Raw genomic sequence first — 16360 nt, forward strand, 5'->3', positions numbered from 1 at the left:
ATCAAATTAATATTTCTAGATTAAACTGGTATAGACAACCACCATCTTGTATTAGTATAATAATTGTATTGAGGTTATCAAGAGCAGTAAAGTCAGCTCTCAACAGGAGTGATAAAGAATGAAGGATTTATTGCTTTTAAATGCAAGGGTTTTAACAAAAGAAGGACTGATTGATAAGGGATTTATATATAGTAAGAATGGCAAAATCACTGAAACAGGACAGGCGTCTGCCCTTCCGGCTGAATATCGCCATGCTGAGGTGATTGAGTTACCCGAGAACAGCACAATCGTACCGGGCTTTATTGACGTGCATATCCACGGAGCCGGCGGTGCGGATACAATGGATGCTACCACTGAAGCTTTGAATACAATGGCTTCGATCCTGCCCCAGGAAGGGACAACCAGTTTCCTGGCGACGACCATAACTCAAGATCAAGATGAAATCCTCGAAGCTTTAAGAAATGCTGCTGATTATATCAGTAATCATAATCATTCCGGGAAAGCAGAAGTAATTGGTGTCCACCTGGAAGGTCCTTTTATTAATGAAGCTCGCAAAGGTGCACAGCCCGCTGATCATATCATCGATCCAGATGTAGAGCTTTTCGCTAAAATGCAGGAAGCAGCAGGTAGTCATATACGTCTCGTGACACTTGCTCCGGAAAAAGAAAATGGCTATGAGTTTATCGCTTATTTATCTAAAAACAGTGTCATTGCTTCTATTGGCCATTCAGATGCCACGTACGATCAAATGGCTAAGGCAGTCAAAGCTGGTGCTACTCATGTTACCCATCTTTATAACGGAATGCGCGGCATGCATCATCGCGATCCAGGAGTAGCAGGTGCGGCATTACTTTTTGATGAGCTGAAAATTGAGATAATTGCTGATGGCATTCATGTCGTTCCAGAGATGATCGATTTGTCGTTGCGGGCAAAGGGAACTGACGGTGTCATCCTGATCACCGACTCCATGAGAGCAAAATGCCTCAAAAATGGAACGTATGACCTTGGCGGGCAGGAAGTAAGTGTTGCAGATGGAAAGGCCCTTTTGGCTGACGGAACACTTGCTGGAAGCATTTTGAAAATGAAAGATTCATTGAAGAACATGATGGAATTCTCGCATATCAGCCTTGAAGAAGTAGTTAAGCTTGCGAGTGAAAACCCCGCAAAGCAGCTAAAGATATTCGACAGAAAAGGAAGCATCACTGCAGGCAAGGATGCTGACCTAGTCGTTCTCGATGACAATTTTGATGTTTCAATGGCTTTTTGCCGCGGTGTGAATAGCTTCAAGCGTGATGCCCAATCCTAAAACCTATTTTACGAGGTGATGACGTTGAAATTGATTAAAACAAGCACCTACGAAGAGCTCAGCCAAATGGCTGCGGCACAAATCATCTCCAAAATCCACGCCAACCCAAGCCTGAAACTTGGACTTGCGACAGGCAGCACTCCGACGGGTGTCTATAAAAGACTGATACAAGATCATGGAGAAAATAAGACAACTTATAAGCAAGTCAATACATTCAATCTGGATGAATACATCGAAATTTCTAAAAAAGACCCTAACAGTTATCACTATTTCATGTGTGAGAATTTGTTCGATCACATCGATATCCCCCTTGAACAAACTCATATTCCGGATGGCACTGCAAAGGATCTAGAAGAGGAATGCAAGCGGTACGAACAGTTCATCCAGGACCATGGCGGAATTGATTTACAGATTCTCGGGATCGGACAAAATGGGCATATCGGCTTTAACGAACCCGGCACCTCATTCAGCAGCCGGACCCATATTATCAACCTTTCGGAAAGTACTCGTAAGGCTAACTCGAGATTTTTCAAATCGCTTGAAGATGTCCCGAGACAAGCAATCACAATGGGTATCGCCTCTATTATGGCAAGCAAGGAGATCTTCCTGCTTGTATCTGGTGCCTCCAAAGCAGAAGCTCTGGCACGGTTAGTGAATGGTGAAGTCAGTGAATCATTCCCTGCCACTGTTTTAAATAGTCATAAAAACGTAACTATCTTTGCGGATAAGGAAGCATCAGCATTACTTCCCCCCCCATAGCTGACAACGGGAGTTCTCTCCCTTCAAGAAATTCTGTATGCAGTCAGGAGAATAGCCAATGATCGATAAAAATTCGCCTATACCAATTTACCATCAGCTCGAAGAGTATATCAAAGCGCAAATAGACAGCGGTGAACTGCAACCGGATGAAACCATTCCATCGGAACGTGTCTATGCTGATATGTTCCAAATCAGCAGGATGACAATCAGGCAAGCTCTTACCAATCTGGTAAACGACGGATACTTGTACCGACAAAAAGGCAGAGGAACCTTTGTGAACAAAAAGAAAGTCGAACAGCGTCTGCAAGGGCTGACGAGTTTTACCGAGGATATGCGTGAACGTGGATTCAATCCAGGCAGCAAGCTGATTTCATTTGAGATCATTCCGGCGGGCCGGGAAATTGCTGACCGCCTGAAGCTAAACGAAAACACCCCTGTTTATGAAATTAAACGAGTCCGTCTTGCGGACAATGTCCCAATGGCTCTTGAAACGACATATCTTCCGGCAAACCTGGTCAAAGGATTGACAGAGGACATCATCAATCAATCACTCTATCAGTATATCGAGGAAAAATTGAACCTTGTTATTCATGAAGCCACTCAGGAAATTGAAGCTTCCAATGCTAAGGACCATGAGCTCCGTCTTCTAGAAATCGAAAAGGGATCCCCCATCTTGTTAATCCTGAGGACATCAACTTTAAAGGATGGAACCCCCTTCGAGTTCGTAAAATCTGCCTATCGTGCAGATCGTTACAAATTCGTTCACACCATGCACCGGTCATGATCCTCATGGAGCTGTGTCTGAAATTGCTAGTTACCTATCAGTTCCAGCTCCTTTTCTGTCGGTACATACAGTGAAAACCGTCGAAACATTATCCAAAACCATCTTATTTCCACGGAAATAATCGAAACATCTCTAAATCAATGTCGAACTTAACTCTCATTGCGTAAAAGTGGAGGTGGCGTGACCCCAGTGTGGTGATGCGGTGAGATCTTTTTGTGTTTAGGCTACAATGTGGGTATGTTCTTAATTGAAGGGGTTGTGTATTTTATGTTTAATAATTTCCGGCTTGATGATGAAGCGAAGCGTGAGATGATGGATGAAATCAAGAAATATTTCCTTGAAGAACGAGGCGAAGAACTGGGGGATTTAGCTGCTATGCTGATTCTTGAATTTTTCGCGGACAAGCTCGCCCCTCATTTTTATAATAAGGGAATCCAGGACGGGCACGAATTCATGGCACAGCGTCTGGACGACATATTTGAACTGAACAAATAGCCTGCGAGAAAACAATGTATGGATGAACGCCTATATCTGTTCTCAATATGTCCTTTTCCTGGCTTTAGGCATATATATACTGATGAGGAAATCTTTTAATCGGAAGGTGTGAAAAACATGAAGATCATGCTTGATGCTGGGCATGGCTACAACACCCCGGGTAAGCGAAGTCCTGATGGTTTGAGAGAATATGAGTATAACAGGGCCGTGGCGAATTATGCGAAACAGCTGCTGGAAAACTACAAGAATGTCACCGTATATTTTTCTCATTCCGATCAGCAAGATGTGTCACTGACAGCAAGGACTGACAAGGCAAACAGCCTGAATGTGGATATATTTGTATCGATCCATGCCAATGCGTTTGGCAGCGGCGGCTGGAACAACGTCGGCGGCATTGAGACATATGTCTATCCATCCAGGCCGCCTGTAGCCAATCAGCTGGCCCAAAAAATCCAGCGAAACCTTACCGTTGCTACTGGCCTTGAGAACCGCGGGGTACGAACAGCCGATTTCCATGTCCTGAGGGAAACTAAAATGGATGCCGTCCTGATTGAGGGCGGATTTATGACAAACCGGAACGAAGTGGAACTGCTGCGCTCCGAAACGTATCGGCGCACGATTGCAGAAGGAATTGTCAAGGCTTTGGCAGAGCAGTTCAAGCTCCAGAGAAAGGATAATGCGGCACCTGTGCCTGCTCCCCCTACTTCTTCGGCAAAATCTGCTGCTGCAGCGAGGAAAAGTGGATTATATAAAGTCCAGGCAGGGGCATTCGAAGATGAACGTAACGCCGAAGATCTTGCAGCACGTTTAAAGAAGGCCGGATTTGACGCCTATATTGTGCAAGAATAGTTAAAGGCCGACACTTTATGTGCCGGCCTTTACTATTATATTTAGCGAGATTCATTCATCAGCGCTTTTTGTCCGATTCACGCAATACTGTGTTCTGAATAATCACATTTGCGATGGACATAATCACTGCAGTAAGCAGTGCCATGCCGAAACCAGCTATCTCAAATGAGCTCCCCATCAGGCTATCCGTCAGCATCAGTGTGATTGCATTGATGACAAACAGGAACAGTCCGAGGCTAAGGACTGTTACAGGCAGCGTCAATAGAATCAAAATCGGCTTAACCAGGATATTCAATATGGATAGAATGAAGCTGGCGCCTAGTGCGGCACCGAAGCCGGACAGATAAATTTCATTCTCGAAATACCCGGCAAGGGCCATGAAAAGGACGGCGTTAATGACAATCCCCAACAACCACCTCATTTTTAATACTCCTCCCTGTTCGGCAGTGCAAACACAAACACAAGATACAGGATGGCCATCGGAAAGAATGCCGTACTGAACAACAGAATCACAAACAGGATGCGCAGCAGCGCGGCCTTCACTCCAAAAGATTCTGCCATCCCGCCGAGCACTCCCGCCAGCATACGGTCCGTCCGGGAACGGAATAATTTCATACTTAACACCTTCCTATTGCTGTTGTATTCGTTTCTTTACCAAAATCGAACCCGTTTTAGTGTCAGCATGGAGCCTGACAGCTTTTTGCCCGCCATCAGCAGGCTTGAAGCGCAGGTTCTTCTGGACCATATCACTTTTCTCCTCGACGACCTGTATGCCATCGAGTTCGATGGTAAAGCCGCCAAGATTCGATTTCAACTCGCCACTGGCAGGCGTTTTCTCAGGCAGGTACACCTCGATGCTTCCAGTGGTCGCCTTCACTTCCACACTTTCGCAATCCTGGTTATTCACGGTACACGCCACATTTCCATTGAAAGACTGAAGATCGACATGGTTGAAATAGCCTTCTGCCTTGATTGCGCCATTGATCGTTTCAACTTCAAGATCTCTGATTGCGCTTCTCTGTATGCTGATTTGGCCACTCACAGTTTCCATTTCCAGCTTGCCGCACTCCAAATTCTCGAACACTACTTTGCCATTTGCTGTTTTTGCACGGCAATCCTTTACTTTTAAGTTTTCACCTTCGATCGAGCCATTAAACAGTCGGAGGCGTACATTGTCATACTCTTCTTTCGGAATGTGGATGACAGCATCGACCTTCATCCATTTTTGCTGCACTGAAAAACGGAGCTTCTGATTTTCAATCGTAAAAATCGCGTCCTCCAAGAACTTCCTGCGTGCTTCATCCTGGTTTTCGACCCGATACACTTTCGCGCTGCACTCGACCCGCACATCCTTTTGCTCCCACGGCACCACTTTCACCGAACCATTCGCTATATCAAAATCCGCCTGGTTCAGGTTAACATCACCTTGCTGGAAAATATGCGTGATATCAATGGATTGGCCAAAATTCAGGTCCAGATCGAAATCTTTTATTTTCTTGAAGGCAGAATCCACAAAATCAAGCACCTTATCTTTAACAGAGTTGAAATTATACGCAGTGAAATCATCTTTTTTGAATTCTTCTTTTTTGGCTTCTTCAAACTTCACATTCGTTGAAAGAGCAGTTGATTTTTCCTGGTGCTGTGTTCCCCCCTGCTCCAGCTGCTCGATCAGGAACAACGCCTCATCCACTGTCATCTTTCCTTCTTCAACAAGCTTCAAAATCCGTTTTCTTTCCTCTTTCATGGTCCATCCTCCTCAATTTGTGTTAAGCACTTTAATTCCTTTAACCAAATTCCATACCAGGACAATGAAACTCAATATAACCATTAAAATCGCACTGCTGAACAGGAATACGGGAAAATCCCCTGTTCCTCCGTTAAAATCGATGAACACGGCGATTAAAATGAGCGGCAAAGGAATCAGCGGTATAAGATGTGACAGCAACGCTTTCTTCGCATGAAATTTCACATCCCGATCATCCGATGCAAAATATGCAACCAGCGGGAACAAAATCCCTGCGAACATAATACTGAAATAGCACAAAGCTGATAGAATCCTTTTCGTATCCATCCTCTTCATCTCCTTAGCAATTAATACGCAGCGGAGTCTAAGAAGTTTCATCCTTTCTGAAATTAGTTCGACAAATTGCCTGCAATTCCTTGTCCAAACTCTTCTTATTTAACGAATATCCCCTAAACGTAATCTTAGGAACTTTCCACTATTTTCTTATTCAAATTTAGCTGGTAAACTATTATCCTGTAACTATACAGAAATACATGTAACAAAACTGAAATATTATCGTCTAAGTAATTGAGATTAATATAAGAAATTAGCGAGGGATGCAGAGTGTTCAGCTTGAAAAGTAAATCAGCCAGATGGTGCACTGTAGTTTGTTTAGTCGGGGGGCTAATCACTTCCTCTTCTGCCGTGGCGAGCCAGGTGAAAAAGCCCGTGATCAAGGGATCTAGCCAGCAGCAAGAACTGAAATCAGCCTACAGTCGCACGGATGAAGTATTAAAGAAACTAGAATCTAAGCCGCCGAGATTTTCAGAAAGTGATCTTCAAGAAAATATTCAACCTGCTCAAGATGCAGCCGACATTCCCGCTAAAGAACCTGCCGAAGCTCCTTCAAAAACAGTCTACTTAACATTTGATGACGGACCACACAAGGTATCAGAGCAAATTTTATCGATTCTGGATGAGTTTGATGCAAAGGCTACCTTTTTCATGCTGGACGGGAACATGAAAAACTTCCCTGAGGCGGTAAAAAAGATGGCAGAAGCCGGCCACAGCCTCGGAGCGCATGGAGTCACCCATGACAAAACGAAAATCTATCAGTCTCCGCAAACCGTCGTCGCAGAAATGGACCAGACACTGAATACGATCAAAGAAATCACCGGGATTGATTCGACGCTGATCCGCACGCCATATGGCAGTGCCCCTTATATGAAGGATCCTTATAAAAAAGCGGTCAGTGATAAAGGGTACCAGCTGTGGGATTGGAATGTCGACAGCAAAGACTGGTATTACCGCGATAAACGGCTGGTTGCCAATACAATCGCCCAGGTTGCAGACAAAGCCAAAAAGGATGAGCCGCTCGTCATCCTCCTGCATGAAAGAGAAGAAACCCTTGCCCAACTGCCTCAATTGCTGGAGTACCTGAAAAAGCAGAACTATGATTTTAAAGCGCTCGATGCCGAAATGATCCCAATTCAATTGAAATAGTTATTCTTCACGCAAAAAATCTCTTCCGAAAAGGAAGAGATTTTTTCATTTAGACTAAGCGTTGCTCGTGCTTTTTTCTTTTTCCTCGATTTGTTCTTTCATCCGCAGTCTGTCGCGTTCCAATATCGGCTTGAGGTATCGGCCGGTATAGGATTCCTCCACTTCGGCGATTTTTTCCGGGGTGCCGGTAGCGATGATAGTGCCGCCGCGGTCTCCGCCTTCCGGTCCGAGGTCGACGATATAGTCGGCGGCTTTGATGACGTCTAAGTTATGTTCGATGACCAGCACGGTGTCACCATTTTCGACGAGACGCTGCAGGACGACAAGCAGGCGGGAAATATCATCGACGTGCAGACCGGTTGTCGGTTCATCCAGGATATAAAGCGAACGTCCAGTTGAGCGTCGGTGCAGCTCGGATGCCAGCTTGACGCGCTGCGCTTCCCCGCCGGAAAGGGTTGTCGCCGGTTGGCCGAGTTTGATATAGCCAAGGCCGACATCGTAAATTGTCTGCAGTTTGCGGGCGATCTTCGGTATGTTGGCGAAGAATTCGACACCTGCTTCAACTGTCATATCAAGGATATCAGAGATATTTTTCCCTTTGTACTTCACTTCCAATGTTTCGCGGTTGTAGCGCTTGCCATGGCAGACCTCGCATGGGACGTAGACGTCAGGCAGGAAGTGCATCTCAATCTTGATGATGCCGTCGCCGCGGCAGGCTTCACAGCGTCCGCCTTTGACGTTGAAGCTGAAACGGCCTTTTTTATAACCGCGCACTTTCGCTTCATTCGTCGAAGCAAACACATCACGGATATCATCGAACACACCTGTGTACGTTGCCGGATTCGATCTTGGCGTACGCCCGATTGGCGACTGGTCAATATCGATGACCTTGTCGAGATGGTCGACACCTTTGATTTCCCTGAACTCGCCTGGCTTGCTTTTAGCTCTGTGCAGCTTCATCGCCAGCGATTTGTGCAGGATTTCATTGATCAGCGTACTTTTACCAGAACCGGATACACCGGTAACGGCCATAAAGGTGCCAAGCGGGAACTTCACATTAACATTTTTCAGGTTGTTTTCCTTCGCGCCCTTGATTTCGATATAGCGGCCGTCTGGTTTGCGGCGCTCGATAGGCAGCGGAATAAATTTTTTGCCTGACAGATACTGGCCTGTCAGCGAGTTTGGATCCTCCATGACCTCTGCCGGCGTGCCTTGGGAGATGATTTCTCCACCATGGACACCTGCGCCAGGGCCAATATCGATCAAGTGGTCGGCCGCAAGCATCGTATCTTCATCATGCTCGACGACGATCAAGGTATTGCCGATGTCACGCATATTTTTCAGCGTATCGATCAGCCTGTCATTGTCTCGCTGGTGCAAACCGATCGAAGGTTCATCCAGAATGTATAGTACTCCGGTAAGGCGCGAGCCAATCTGGGTTGCCAGCCGGATCCGCTGGGCTTCCCCACCGGATAGTGTTCCGGCAGCACGGCTCAGCGTCAGATAATCCAACCCGACATTTATCAGGAAGCCGAGGCGCTCCGTGATTTCACGGAAAATCATGTTCGCAATCTTCATTTCTTTTTCAGAAAGTTCAAGTCCCTCGAAAAATTGGTGTGCTTCCTCAACCGACAACGCCGTCACTTCACCGATATGGCGGCCGTCAACTAGTACAGCAAGGGTTTCACGCTTCAGCCTGTAGCCTTTGCATGTCGGGCAGGCGTGCTCGCCCATATATTTCTCCATCTGTTCGCGGATATAATCAGAGCCGGTTTCCTTATAACGGCGTTCCACATTCTTCAATACGCCCTCGAACACAATATAATTTTCCCGGACCTGTCCCCAGTCATTTTCGTAACGGAAATAAATTCGGTCCTTCTCGGAACCATACAGAATCTTTTCCATCTCGTTGTCAGGCAGATCTTTCACCGGTACGGACATATCAATTCCATAGTGATTGCAGACTGCCTCAAGCAGCTGCGGATAGTATTGAGAGCTCGTCGGTTCCCATGGGGCGATAGCGTGCTGTTTTAATGAAAGCTCCTTATTCGGGATGACAAGGTCGACATCCACCTCAAGCTTTGCGCCGAGTCCGTCACATTCCGGGCAGGCACCGAACGGACTATTGAATGAGAACATCCGGGGCTCAAGCTCGCCGATGGAAAAGCCGCAAATCGGGCAGGCATGGTTCTCGCTGAACATCAATTCTTCCTCGCCCATCACGTCAATCAGGACATTCCCCTCACCAAGCTTGAGCGCCGATTCAAGGGAATCCGCCAAACGGGCTGCAATCCCTTCCTTGATGACAATCCGGTCGATGACAACTTCAATCGAATGCTTCTTGTTCTTTTCCAGCTCGATTTCGTCACCCAGGTCGAGCATTTCCCCATCAACACGGACACGGACATAGCCCTGCTTTTTCACATCCTCGAGGACTTTGGCATGAGTGCCCTTACGGCCGGACACGAGCGGAGCCATGATTTGCAGCTTCGTTCTCTCCGGATATTCCAGTACGCGGTCGACCATCTGTTCAATCGTCTGCGAGGTGATCTCTATATTGTGCACCGGGCAGGTTGGTCTTCCCACCCTTGCGAATAACAGTCGTAAGTAATCATAAATCTCCGTCACCGTTCCCACAGTGGAACGCGGGTTCCGGCTTGTTGTTTTCTGGTCGATAGAAATCGCCGGGGACAACCCTTCGATTGAATCGACATCCGGCTTGTCCATTTGGCCGAGGAACTGGCGCGCGTATGCAGATAATGATTCAACATAACGGCGCTGTCCTTCAGCGTAAATCGTATCGAACGCCAGCGAGGACTTTCCTGAACCGGAAAGTCCTGTCAGCACAACAAGCTTGTCTCTCGGAATGGTGACATCTATATTTTTCAAATTATGGGCCCTGGCGCCTTTGACAATCAGTTTATCCATAGCCATGTTATCGTCATCCTTCCGCTTTTAACTCAAGAATGAGGTCACGCAGCTCGGCTGCCCGTTCGAAGTTGAGTGCCTTCGCTGCTTCCTTCATTTCCTCTTCCATATTTATAATCACTTGTTCGCGATCTTTCTTCGTCAATTTCTTCAGGCCTTCTGCCGGGCTGTAATCTTCCTGATCCTCGGCAGCAATCGTCGCACGGATCACGTCGCGGATACTCTTCTGAATCGTTTGCGGTGTGATGCCATGCTTTTTATTATATTCTTCCTGGATTTCTCGGCGGCGCTCCGTTTCACTGATCGCTTTTGTCATTGAATCGGTCATTTTGTCTGCATACATGATGACATGGCCATTTGAATTCCTCGCCGCACGTCCAATCGTCTGGATCAACGATCTTTCTGAACGGAGGAAGCCTTCCTTATCGGCATCGAGAATCGTCACAAGTGAAACCTCTGGGATATCCAATCCTTCCCGCAAAAGGTTGATTCCGATCAGGACATCATATTTACCAAGCCGCAGTTCGCGGATGATTTCAATCCGTTCAAGCGTCTTGACCTCTGAGTGCAGGTACTGGACCTTGATGCCAATTTCTTTTAGGTAATCGGTCAGATCCTCGGACATTTTCTTCGTCAAAGTTGTCACCAGTACGCGCTCATTTCGTTTTGTCCGCTCCTGGATTTCACCGATCAGGTCATCGATCTGGCCTTCAATCGGCCTTACCTCGATGGTCGGATCAAGCAATCCAGTCGGTCGGATGATTTGCTGGACCATCTCCGGCGTATGCTCAAGTTCGTACGGGCCTGGAGTTGCCGATACAAACACAGCCTGTTTGACATGTGTCTCAAATTCCGCAAAAGTCAGCGGACGGTTGTCCATCGCAGATGGCAGACGGAAACCATGATCAACCAGCACCTGCTTTCGCGCCTGGTCACCATTAAACATTCCCCGTATTTGCGGCAATGTAACATGCGACTCATCGACAACAATCAAAAAGTCATCAGGGAAGTAATCGAGCAAAGTATACGGAGTCGCACCAGCTGGCCTCAGCGTCAGGTGACGCGAATAGTTTTCGATGCCGGAACAGAAGCCCATCTCGCGCATCATCTCAAGGTCATACCTTGTACGCTGTTCAAGCCTTTGTGCCTCAAGCAATTTCTCATCGGCACGAAGCACTTCTAGTCGCTCTTCCAATTCTTTTTCAATATTCTCGATCGCGATCTTCATCTTTTCTTCACGGGTTACGAAGTGGGATGCCGGGAAAATCGCAACATGGTCACGTTCCCCGATAATCTCGCCGGTCAGCGCATCGACCTCACGGATCCGGTCGATCTCATCGCCGAAAAACTCGATCCTCATGCAATGCTCATCACGCGAAGCCGGAAAAATCTCGACAACATCGCCGCGGACACGGAAAGTCCCGCGCTTGAAGTCAATGTCATTCCGTTCATACTGGATATCAACCAGCTTGTGGAGCAGCTTGTTCCTTTCAATTTCCATGCCGGTCCTTAAAGACACGACCATGTCACGGTATTCATCCGGATTACCGAGACCATAGATGCAGGATACACTCGCAATGATGATGACATCCTTGCGCTCGAATAACGAAGAAGTAGCCGAGTGGCGCAGCTTGTCGATCTCATCATTGATGCTTGCATCTTTTTCAATGAAAGTATCCGTCTGAGGCACATAGGCCTCCGGCTGGTAGTAATCATAGTAACTGACGAAATACTCCACCGCATTGTCCGGGAAAAATTCCTTGAACTCGCTGTAGAGCTGCCCAGCCAATGTCTTGTTGTGGGCAATGACAAGCGTCGGCTTGTTCACTTCCTTAATGACATTTGAAATCGTGAACGTCTTCCCTGTTCCTGTCGCACCAAGTAGCGTCTGATGCTTCTTGTTATCGCGAATGCCTTTCACCAGCTCTGTTATTGCCGCAGGCTGGTCTCCCTGCGGGGAATATTTCGAGACTAATTCAAATTGGTCCTTCACAGAAAAGCCTCCTGTAATTTAATTTCTGTCAGGTTCATTTCCTTACGAAATAAGAACCTTCATATATATAAGCCTTACATGGTTGTCAAAAAAGTCATATCCTCATTCTACCACAAAGCAGGTAAAACAAACCAACAAAAAGCGAACAAACATTCGAATTGTTATTCTTCTTTTAATAGACACTGTTGAGCAATGTCGAATGATTGTTAATCAAACGTTTGATTTAACATTGCTTGGTGCTGTTACAATAAGAAAAACCTGCCGAACAGGATTCGACAGGCTTGCTTTTCACATTTTTCTGCTATTTCTTGTTCCGACTCCTCATCTGATTGGCCAGAAAGAAGCCGAACGTCAATGAGAACGCATCGACGACGATCAGCAGGAAGGAATCTGTATACCCTTTATAAACAGAAGCCGCAATCAACGCGACCGTCAACACAAGCGCAAGAACATGGTTATAGGCAACCCGGGTAAAGAACACGACCATTAAACCAGGCAGGAGCAGTGCGGACAAATATTTCAGCACCAATGGAAAAACACCTCATTCAGAGAGAATTTCGAACTTTATCTATGTAAAAAATATAGCTTTTTTAGCGGCAGGTTACAAGAATTTACTTTACAAAAGAAAAAGCATGCAGCAGCATGCTTTAAAGATTATGGATTCACTTCAGTCAAAACCTTGGCTGCCCAGTCACTCGCTTCTCCATAAAGCCTGAAGAGCTCTTCCTTGTCCATCATGGTCGGGTTGAAAGCAAGATCAAGATTTTCAAGGAAGGCATGCTCAATATCAATTAAAAATTGAAGCATGACGTATTCATCATTCTTTTCCCCTGATAAAGCATCCTTCAGCTCATTGCTCAGCGGCAGGTCTTCAAGCAACTCCTCCATTGGGTGGTGCAGCAGGGAATCCATCAGGGAAAATATACCGAGAAGAAAATATTTGGAGGCCAACACTTCTCTGCCTATCTTCCTGCCAATCAGTTCCCCCAGCTTTCCGCGTTTCAGGGACAATTCGATGATTTCCCTTTCCTTTGAATTGCCGGTACCTGTGTCTGCTCCCCTGATGGCAAGTACATAGATCCATTTTTTTATTTCATTAAGCCCCAAAAGGATAATGGCCTGTTTGATTGAGGAAACCTCGTTCCGCGGCCGGAAAACTGGATTATTGATCAGCCGCAACAGTTTGTATGAGAGCGAAATATCCTTTTCAATGATATCTTTTATTTTTTCCAGGTCTGGTTCTGGGCTCTCAGTTTCTTTCAGGATCTGAAAATAAGAATGATAGTAGGATGGGATATCATAACTGTTCAGGATAACCGGCTTGCTAAAGTAAAAGCCCTGGAATAATACAAACCCATCTTCCTTTGCTTCAAGATATTCTTCGATTGTTTCGACCTTTTCGGCAAGAAACTGGATGTCCCTTCCCTTTAAAAAGCGGATCATTTCCTGCCTGTCCGTTCGGCTGGTCGTCCTGAAATCTATTTTGATAATATCAATAAAGTCCAATAATTGAACCATCAGTTCGTTCCACTGGGAAACAAAAAAATCATCCAGCGCAATCGTGTACCCATGTGATTTCAATTCCTGGCAAATTTTCAGGATTTCATCATTCAATTCTACGGTTTCAAGAATTTCCACCACAATGGACAATGGATTGAAATAAGAAGGAACACCAAGTTTTAATAGTTTATCAGTAAAATTAATGAAGCAAGGTTTGCCATTCGATAAATCTTTGACACCGATATTCAAGAAGCTATTCACAATAACGTCCGTTGTAGCCTGGTCCCCATCTGTATGCTGATAAGTATTGACTGCGCTGCTCCTGTAAAGCAATTCATACGCAACAGTCTTCTCATTCAAATCAAATATAGGCTGCCTGGCAACATAAATATCCATAAAAGGTTCCTCCCGGGGACTAAGAAAGACAGTTCTGTAAATATTAAACAATATTATTGTAGGAAAAATATACTATTAATTTACAGGTTTTACAAGAGAGAAAATGAATAATTCCCGGGCTATTCAGTAAGGCGTTTGATTTTTTTACGGATCGACTCTCTTGTCCTGCCGAGCATATTTGCAATTTCTGCCAGCGTTTTCCCGCAGCAGTGCCATTCAAGGACCAGTTTTTCTTCTTGCTTCGTCCATGCTTTATAATTCGTGACTTGCTTTGCGATTTTACGCTCTTCTGCCACCCACTCCGGTTCAGGAGGGAGTTCATCAAGCTCAAGTTTGGAAAAGTCAATTTTATGGCGGTTGCTTTTAGCCCACGCCCAAAAATCATCAATGTTGATGAAGGTAAATTTCTTCTTATTGCGGGTAATCCGCTGTTGCGAATCCAACTCATGATTCAGGATCCATTGCATGACGGAATTTCGGTCAATCTTGAGGATTCTGGCGAGTTCCCCTGCCGTGATCATTCCTGTGTAGGATTTGGTGTGGGAAAGGCCCAATCTGGTGATCTTCACTTCAAGGGCTGTCATACTGCGATTAAGTCTTCTGGCAATCGTAGATAATGAGTGGCTGCCAAGCTGTTCTTTGATTAGCTGTATATCTTCAGGTGCGTATTTCATCTTAGATTTCAACCATCCTTCAATCTAAAATTACTGTTATTTTATTTTTCACTTGGCTAATTAAAACACATTTATAACCCAAGAAGAATACCTATATAGGTAAAAATTCAACTTTCCCAACATCTAATAACACAGGGTATTTCTTCCATTAATGAAGATTAATATTTCCGATACATTCCAAATGAATCAGGATAGGTATAGTTAAAACCAAATTTTTCATACAGCCTGTTTGCCGGTGCATCGGCAATCAAGCTGACATAAGAACCGTCATATGTATGTTGTTCAAGATAATCGTTAAGCTCCTCCATCACCCGTTTTCCCAGCCCCTTACCCTGATAGGCCGGCTTGACGGCGATATCGACTACTTGAAAGAACGCCCCGCCATCACCAACGACCCTCCCCATCGCCACTAACGTTGTATGATCATAAATAGTGACAGCAAATAATGAATTCTCCAGTCCTATACGCGCAGCTTCCTCCGATTTTGCGCTCAAGCCTGCTTCAAGGCGAAGATTGATATAGTCTGAAGGACTTGGGGGATGATATGAAACCTTAAAATCAGTCATGATTTTCAGCTCCTTTTCCAATGATCTTTAACAACTCTTCCAATTCACTAATGATAAAATCGGCTTCGGCGCTGTGCCAATAGTCATCACGCTTCCAAATCCCAATCATCCCGGCACATTTAGACGCTGCCACGTCATTTTCTGGATGGTCACCTACAAATATACTGCCAGATGCTGATACACCAACAGTCTCAATCCCCTTCCGGAAAATCCGTGAGTCAGGTTTCCTCAATCCCACTGCTTCAGAGATGAGAATGGTTTCAAAGTACTCCTCAATTCCCAAAGCCTTGATATTGTCTTTTTGGAAATTAACCTTGCCATTCGAAATGATGCCCAGCTTCAGGTTCATTTGCTTAAGTTCCCAAAGTACCTCATGCAGGTGATTAAACCCTGTGCACGAATGCTTGAAATTCATCAAATAGTCTTCCAGCAACTCTTCCCATGTCAGTGACGCTATGCTGAATTCTTGTAAAAGCTGGCTGTATACTTTGTCCTTCCACACATATCCGCGGGCATCCAGTTCAATGAATCGATCCTTATAAACCTGCTTGCCTATCACACTCAATTCACTTTGAAACCGGCCGTATTGTGCTTCTATAAATTTCCCTAGAGAGGCTTCACGGTCCAGCAAAGTCCCGTCCAAATCAAAAAAGACTGCCTCAATATTCCTCAATCAAACTCCCCCTCTTGCTTTTTGTCTAATTTCGCAAAATGAATGTTGCCAGGAGCAATTTCTTTATTGAAAAAAAAAGAACAGACCAGATTGAACTGCTCCCCGTCAAGTAGACAGTGGAAATAATAAAAACAATCTAAGCGGCTTTAGCCCTGTATTCTAAAGGGCTAAGGCCGTTTAATCTTTTTTGGTAACGTTCATGATTATAAAA

At 45.4% G+C, this 16360-nt stretch carries 18 protein-coding genes; 6 read left to right on the forward strand and 12 right to left on the reverse strand.

The window, feature by feature from the left end; all coding sequences use genetic code 11:
• Nucleotides 1-118 precede the first annotated feature (118 nt).
• The 5 genes from nagA (at nt 119) to ACNAZ4_RS12615 (ending at nt 4193) form a co-directional block, all read left to right on the forward strand.
• Nucleotides 119-1306 carry an N-acetylglucosamine-6-phosphate deacetylase gene (gene nagA, locus ACNAZ4_RS12595; protein WP_415814875.1) on the forward strand — a complete coding sequence of 396 codons (1188 nt, stop codon included), beginning with the start codon at nt 119-121 and terminating at the stop codon, nt 1304-1306.
• Between the two features lie 24 nt (nt 1307-1330).
• Nucleotides 1331-2065 (forward strand): glucosamine-6-phosphate deaminase, encoded by a 735-nt coding sequence (gene nagB / locus ACNAZ4_RS12600; RefSeq protein WP_415814877.1) that lies wholly within the window; start codon nt 1331-1333, stop codon nt 2063-2065.
• Nucleotides 2066-2123: 58 nt separating this feature from the next.
• Nucleotides 2124-2849, forward strand: coding sequence for a GntR family transcriptional regulator (locus ACNAZ4_RS12605; RefSeq protein WP_415814879.1), 726 nt, complete (start codon nt 2124-2126; stop codon nt 2847-2849).
• Between the two features lie 267 nt (nt 2850-3116).
• Nucleotides 3117-3344: a DUF2164 domain-containing protein gene (locus ACNAZ4_RS12610; protein ID WP_415814880.1), complete on the forward strand. Its 228-nt coding sequence runs from the start codon at nt 3117-3119 to the stop codon at nt 3342-3344.
• Nucleotides 3345-3461: 117 nt separating this feature from the next.
• Nucleotides 3462-4193: an N-acetylmuramoyl-L-alanine amidase gene (locus ACNAZ4_RS12615; protein WP_415814882.1), complete on the forward strand. Its 732-nt coding sequence runs from the start codon at nt 3462-3464 to the stop codon at nt 4191-4193.
• Nucleotides 4194-4251: 58 nt separating this feature from the next.
• On the opposite strand, the gene ACNAZ4_RS12620 is transcribed toward ACNAZ4_RS12615, so the two are convergent.
• Genes ACNAZ4_RS12620 through ACNAZ4_RS12635 form a run of 4 tightly spaced genes read right to left on the reverse strand, consistent with a single transcriptional unit; the run spans nt 4252 to nt 6264 of the window.
• On the reverse strand, nt 4252-4614 hold the full coding sequence (locus ACNAZ4_RS12620) for a phage holin family protein (protein WP_415814884.1): 363 nt from the start codon (nt 4612-4614) through the stop codon (nt 4252-4254).
• 2 nt (nt 4615-4616) lie between these two features.
• Nucleotides 4617-4808, reverse strand: a complete 192-nt coding sequence (locus ACNAZ4_RS12625; RefSeq protein WP_415814886.1) for a PspC domain-containing protein — start codon at nt 4806-4808, stop codon at nt 4617-4619.
• Between the two features lie 13 nt (nt 4809-4821).
• Nucleotides 4822-5937, reverse strand: coding sequence for a DUF4097 family beta strand repeat-containing protein (locus tag ACNAZ4_RS12630; protein WP_415814888.1), 1116 nt, complete (start codon nt 5935-5937; stop codon nt 4822-4824).
• Nucleotides 5938-5949: 12 nt separating this feature from the next.
• Nucleotides 5950-6264, reverse strand: a complete 315-nt coding sequence (locus tag ACNAZ4_RS12635) for a magnetosome magnetite crystal formation protein family (protein WP_415814890.1) — start codon at nt 6262-6264, stop codon at nt 5950-5952.
• A gap of 381 nt (nt 6265-6645) precedes the next feature.
• On the opposite strand from ACNAZ4_RS12635, the gene ACNAZ4_RS12640 reads away from it, so the two are divergent.
• Nucleotides 6646-7419 (forward strand): polysaccharide deacetylase family protein, encoded by a 774-nt coding sequence (locus tag ACNAZ4_RS12640; RefSeq protein WP_415814892.1) that lies wholly within the window; start codon nt 6646-6648, stop codon nt 7417-7419.
• Between the two features lie 54 nt (nt 7420-7473).
• Here ACNAZ4_RS12640 and uvrA read toward each other — a convergent pair whose 3' ends face one another.
• From uvrA to ACNAZ4_RS12680, 8 genes are all read right to left on the reverse strand, one after another.
• Nucleotides 7474-10353 (reverse strand): excinuclease ABC subunit UvrA, encoded by a 2880-nt coding sequence (gene uvrA / locus ACNAZ4_RS12645; RefSeq protein ID WP_415814894.1) that lies wholly within the window; start codon nt 10351-10353, stop codon nt 7474-7476.
• Nucleotides 10354-10360: 7 nt separating this feature from the next.
• Complete coding sequence (uvrB, locus tag ACNAZ4_RS12650) at nt 10361-12340, reverse strand: excinuclease ABC subunit UvrB (protein ID WP_415814896.1); 1980 nt, start codon at nt 12338-12340, stop codon at nt 10361-10363.
• Between the two features lie 301 nt (nt 12341-12641).
• A complete protein-coding gene (locus tag ACNAZ4_RS12655) occupies nt 12642-12869 on the reverse strand; it encodes a CsbA family protein (RefSeq protein ID WP_415814898.1) in 228 nt (75 codons plus the stop codon).
• Between the two features lie 125 nt (nt 12870-12994).
• Complete coding sequence (locus ACNAZ4_RS12660; protein WP_415814900.1) at nt 12995-14236, reverse strand: EAL and HDOD domain-containing protein; 1242 nt, start codon at nt 14234-14236, stop codon at nt 12995-12997.
• 119 nt (nt 14237-14355) lie between these two features.
• On the reverse strand, nt 14356-14922 hold the full coding sequence (locus ACNAZ4_RS12665; RefSeq protein WP_415814902.1) for a helix-turn-helix transcriptional regulator: 567 nt from the start codon (nt 14920-14922) through the stop codon (nt 14356-14358).
• A gap of 146 nt (nt 14923-15068) precedes the next feature.
• The gene (locus ACNAZ4_RS12670; RefSeq protein WP_415814904.1) at nt 15069-15476 is read right to left on the reverse strand and encodes a GNAT family N-acetyltransferase; all 408 of its coding nucleotides are present in this window, start codon (nt 15474-15476) and stop codon (nt 15069-15071) included.
• Nucleotides 15469-16149, reverse strand: coding sequence for an HAD family hydrolase (locus tag ACNAZ4_RS12675; protein WP_415814906.1), 681 nt, complete (start codon nt 16147-16149; stop codon nt 15469-15471). Before ACNAZ4_RS12675 ends, ACNAZ4_RS12670 begins: the two co-directional genes overlap by 8 nt.
• Nucleotides 16150-16285: 136 nt before the next feature.
• A partial coding sequence (locus ACNAZ4_RS12680; protein WP_415813528.1) for an IS3 family transposase occupies nt 16286-16360 on the reverse strand: 75 nt, incomplete at its 5' end.

It is taken from the genome of Mesobacillus thioparans, assembly GCF_965138835.1.
In the GTDB taxonomy this organism is placed as follows: Bacteria; Bacillota; Bacilli; order Bacillales; family Cytobacillaceae; genus Mesobacillus; species Mesobacillus thioparans.

Excerpts from the sequence above, each read along its gene's own strand:
- ACNAZ4_RS12625 (WP_415814886.1), bottom strand. The coding sequence starts at position 4,808 with ATGAAATTATTCCGTTCCCGGACGGACCGTATGCTGGCGGGAGTGCTC.
- ACNAZ4_RS12660 (WP_415814900.1), bottom strand. The coding sequence starts at position 14,236 with ATGGATATTTATGTTGCCAGGCAGCCTATATTTGATTTGAATGAGAAG.
- ACNAZ4_RS12605 (WP_415814879.1), top strand. The coding sequence starts at position 2,124 with ATGATCGATAAAAATTCGCCTATACCAATTTACCATCAGCTCGAAGAG.
- uvrA (WP_415814894.1), bottom strand. The coding sequence starts at position 10,353 with ATGGCTATGGATAAACTGATTGTCAAAGGCGCCAGGGCCCATAATTTG.
- nagA (WP_415814875.1), top strand. The coding sequence starts at position 119 with ATGAAGGATTTATTGCTTTTAAATGCAAGGGTTTTAACAAAAGAAGGA.
- ACNAZ4_RS12630 (WP_415814888.1), bottom strand. The coding sequence starts at position 5,937 with ATGAAAGAGGAAAGAAAACGGATTTTGAAGCTTGTTGAAGAAGGAAAG.
- ACNAZ4_RS12635 (WP_415814890.1), bottom strand. The coding sequence starts at position 6,264 with ATGGATACGAAAAGGATTCTATCAGCTTTGTGCTATTTCAGTATTATG.
- ACNAZ4_RS12670 (WP_415814904.1), bottom strand. The coding sequence starts at position 15,476 with ATGACTGATTTTAAGGTTTCATATCATCCCCCAAGTCCTTCAGACTAT.
- ACNAZ4_RS12615 (WP_415814882.1), top strand. The coding sequence starts at position 3,462 with ATGAAGATCATGCTTGATGCTGGGCATGGCTACAACACCCCGGGTAAG.
- ACNAZ4_RS12610 (WP_415814880.1), top strand. The coding sequence starts at position 3,117 with ATGTTTAATAATTTCCGGCTTGATGATGAAGCGAAGCGTGAGATGATG.
- ACNAZ4_RS12620 (WP_415814884.1), bottom strand. The coding sequence starts at position 4,614 with ATGAGGTGGTTGTTGGGGATTGTCATTAACGCCGTCCTTTTCATGGCC.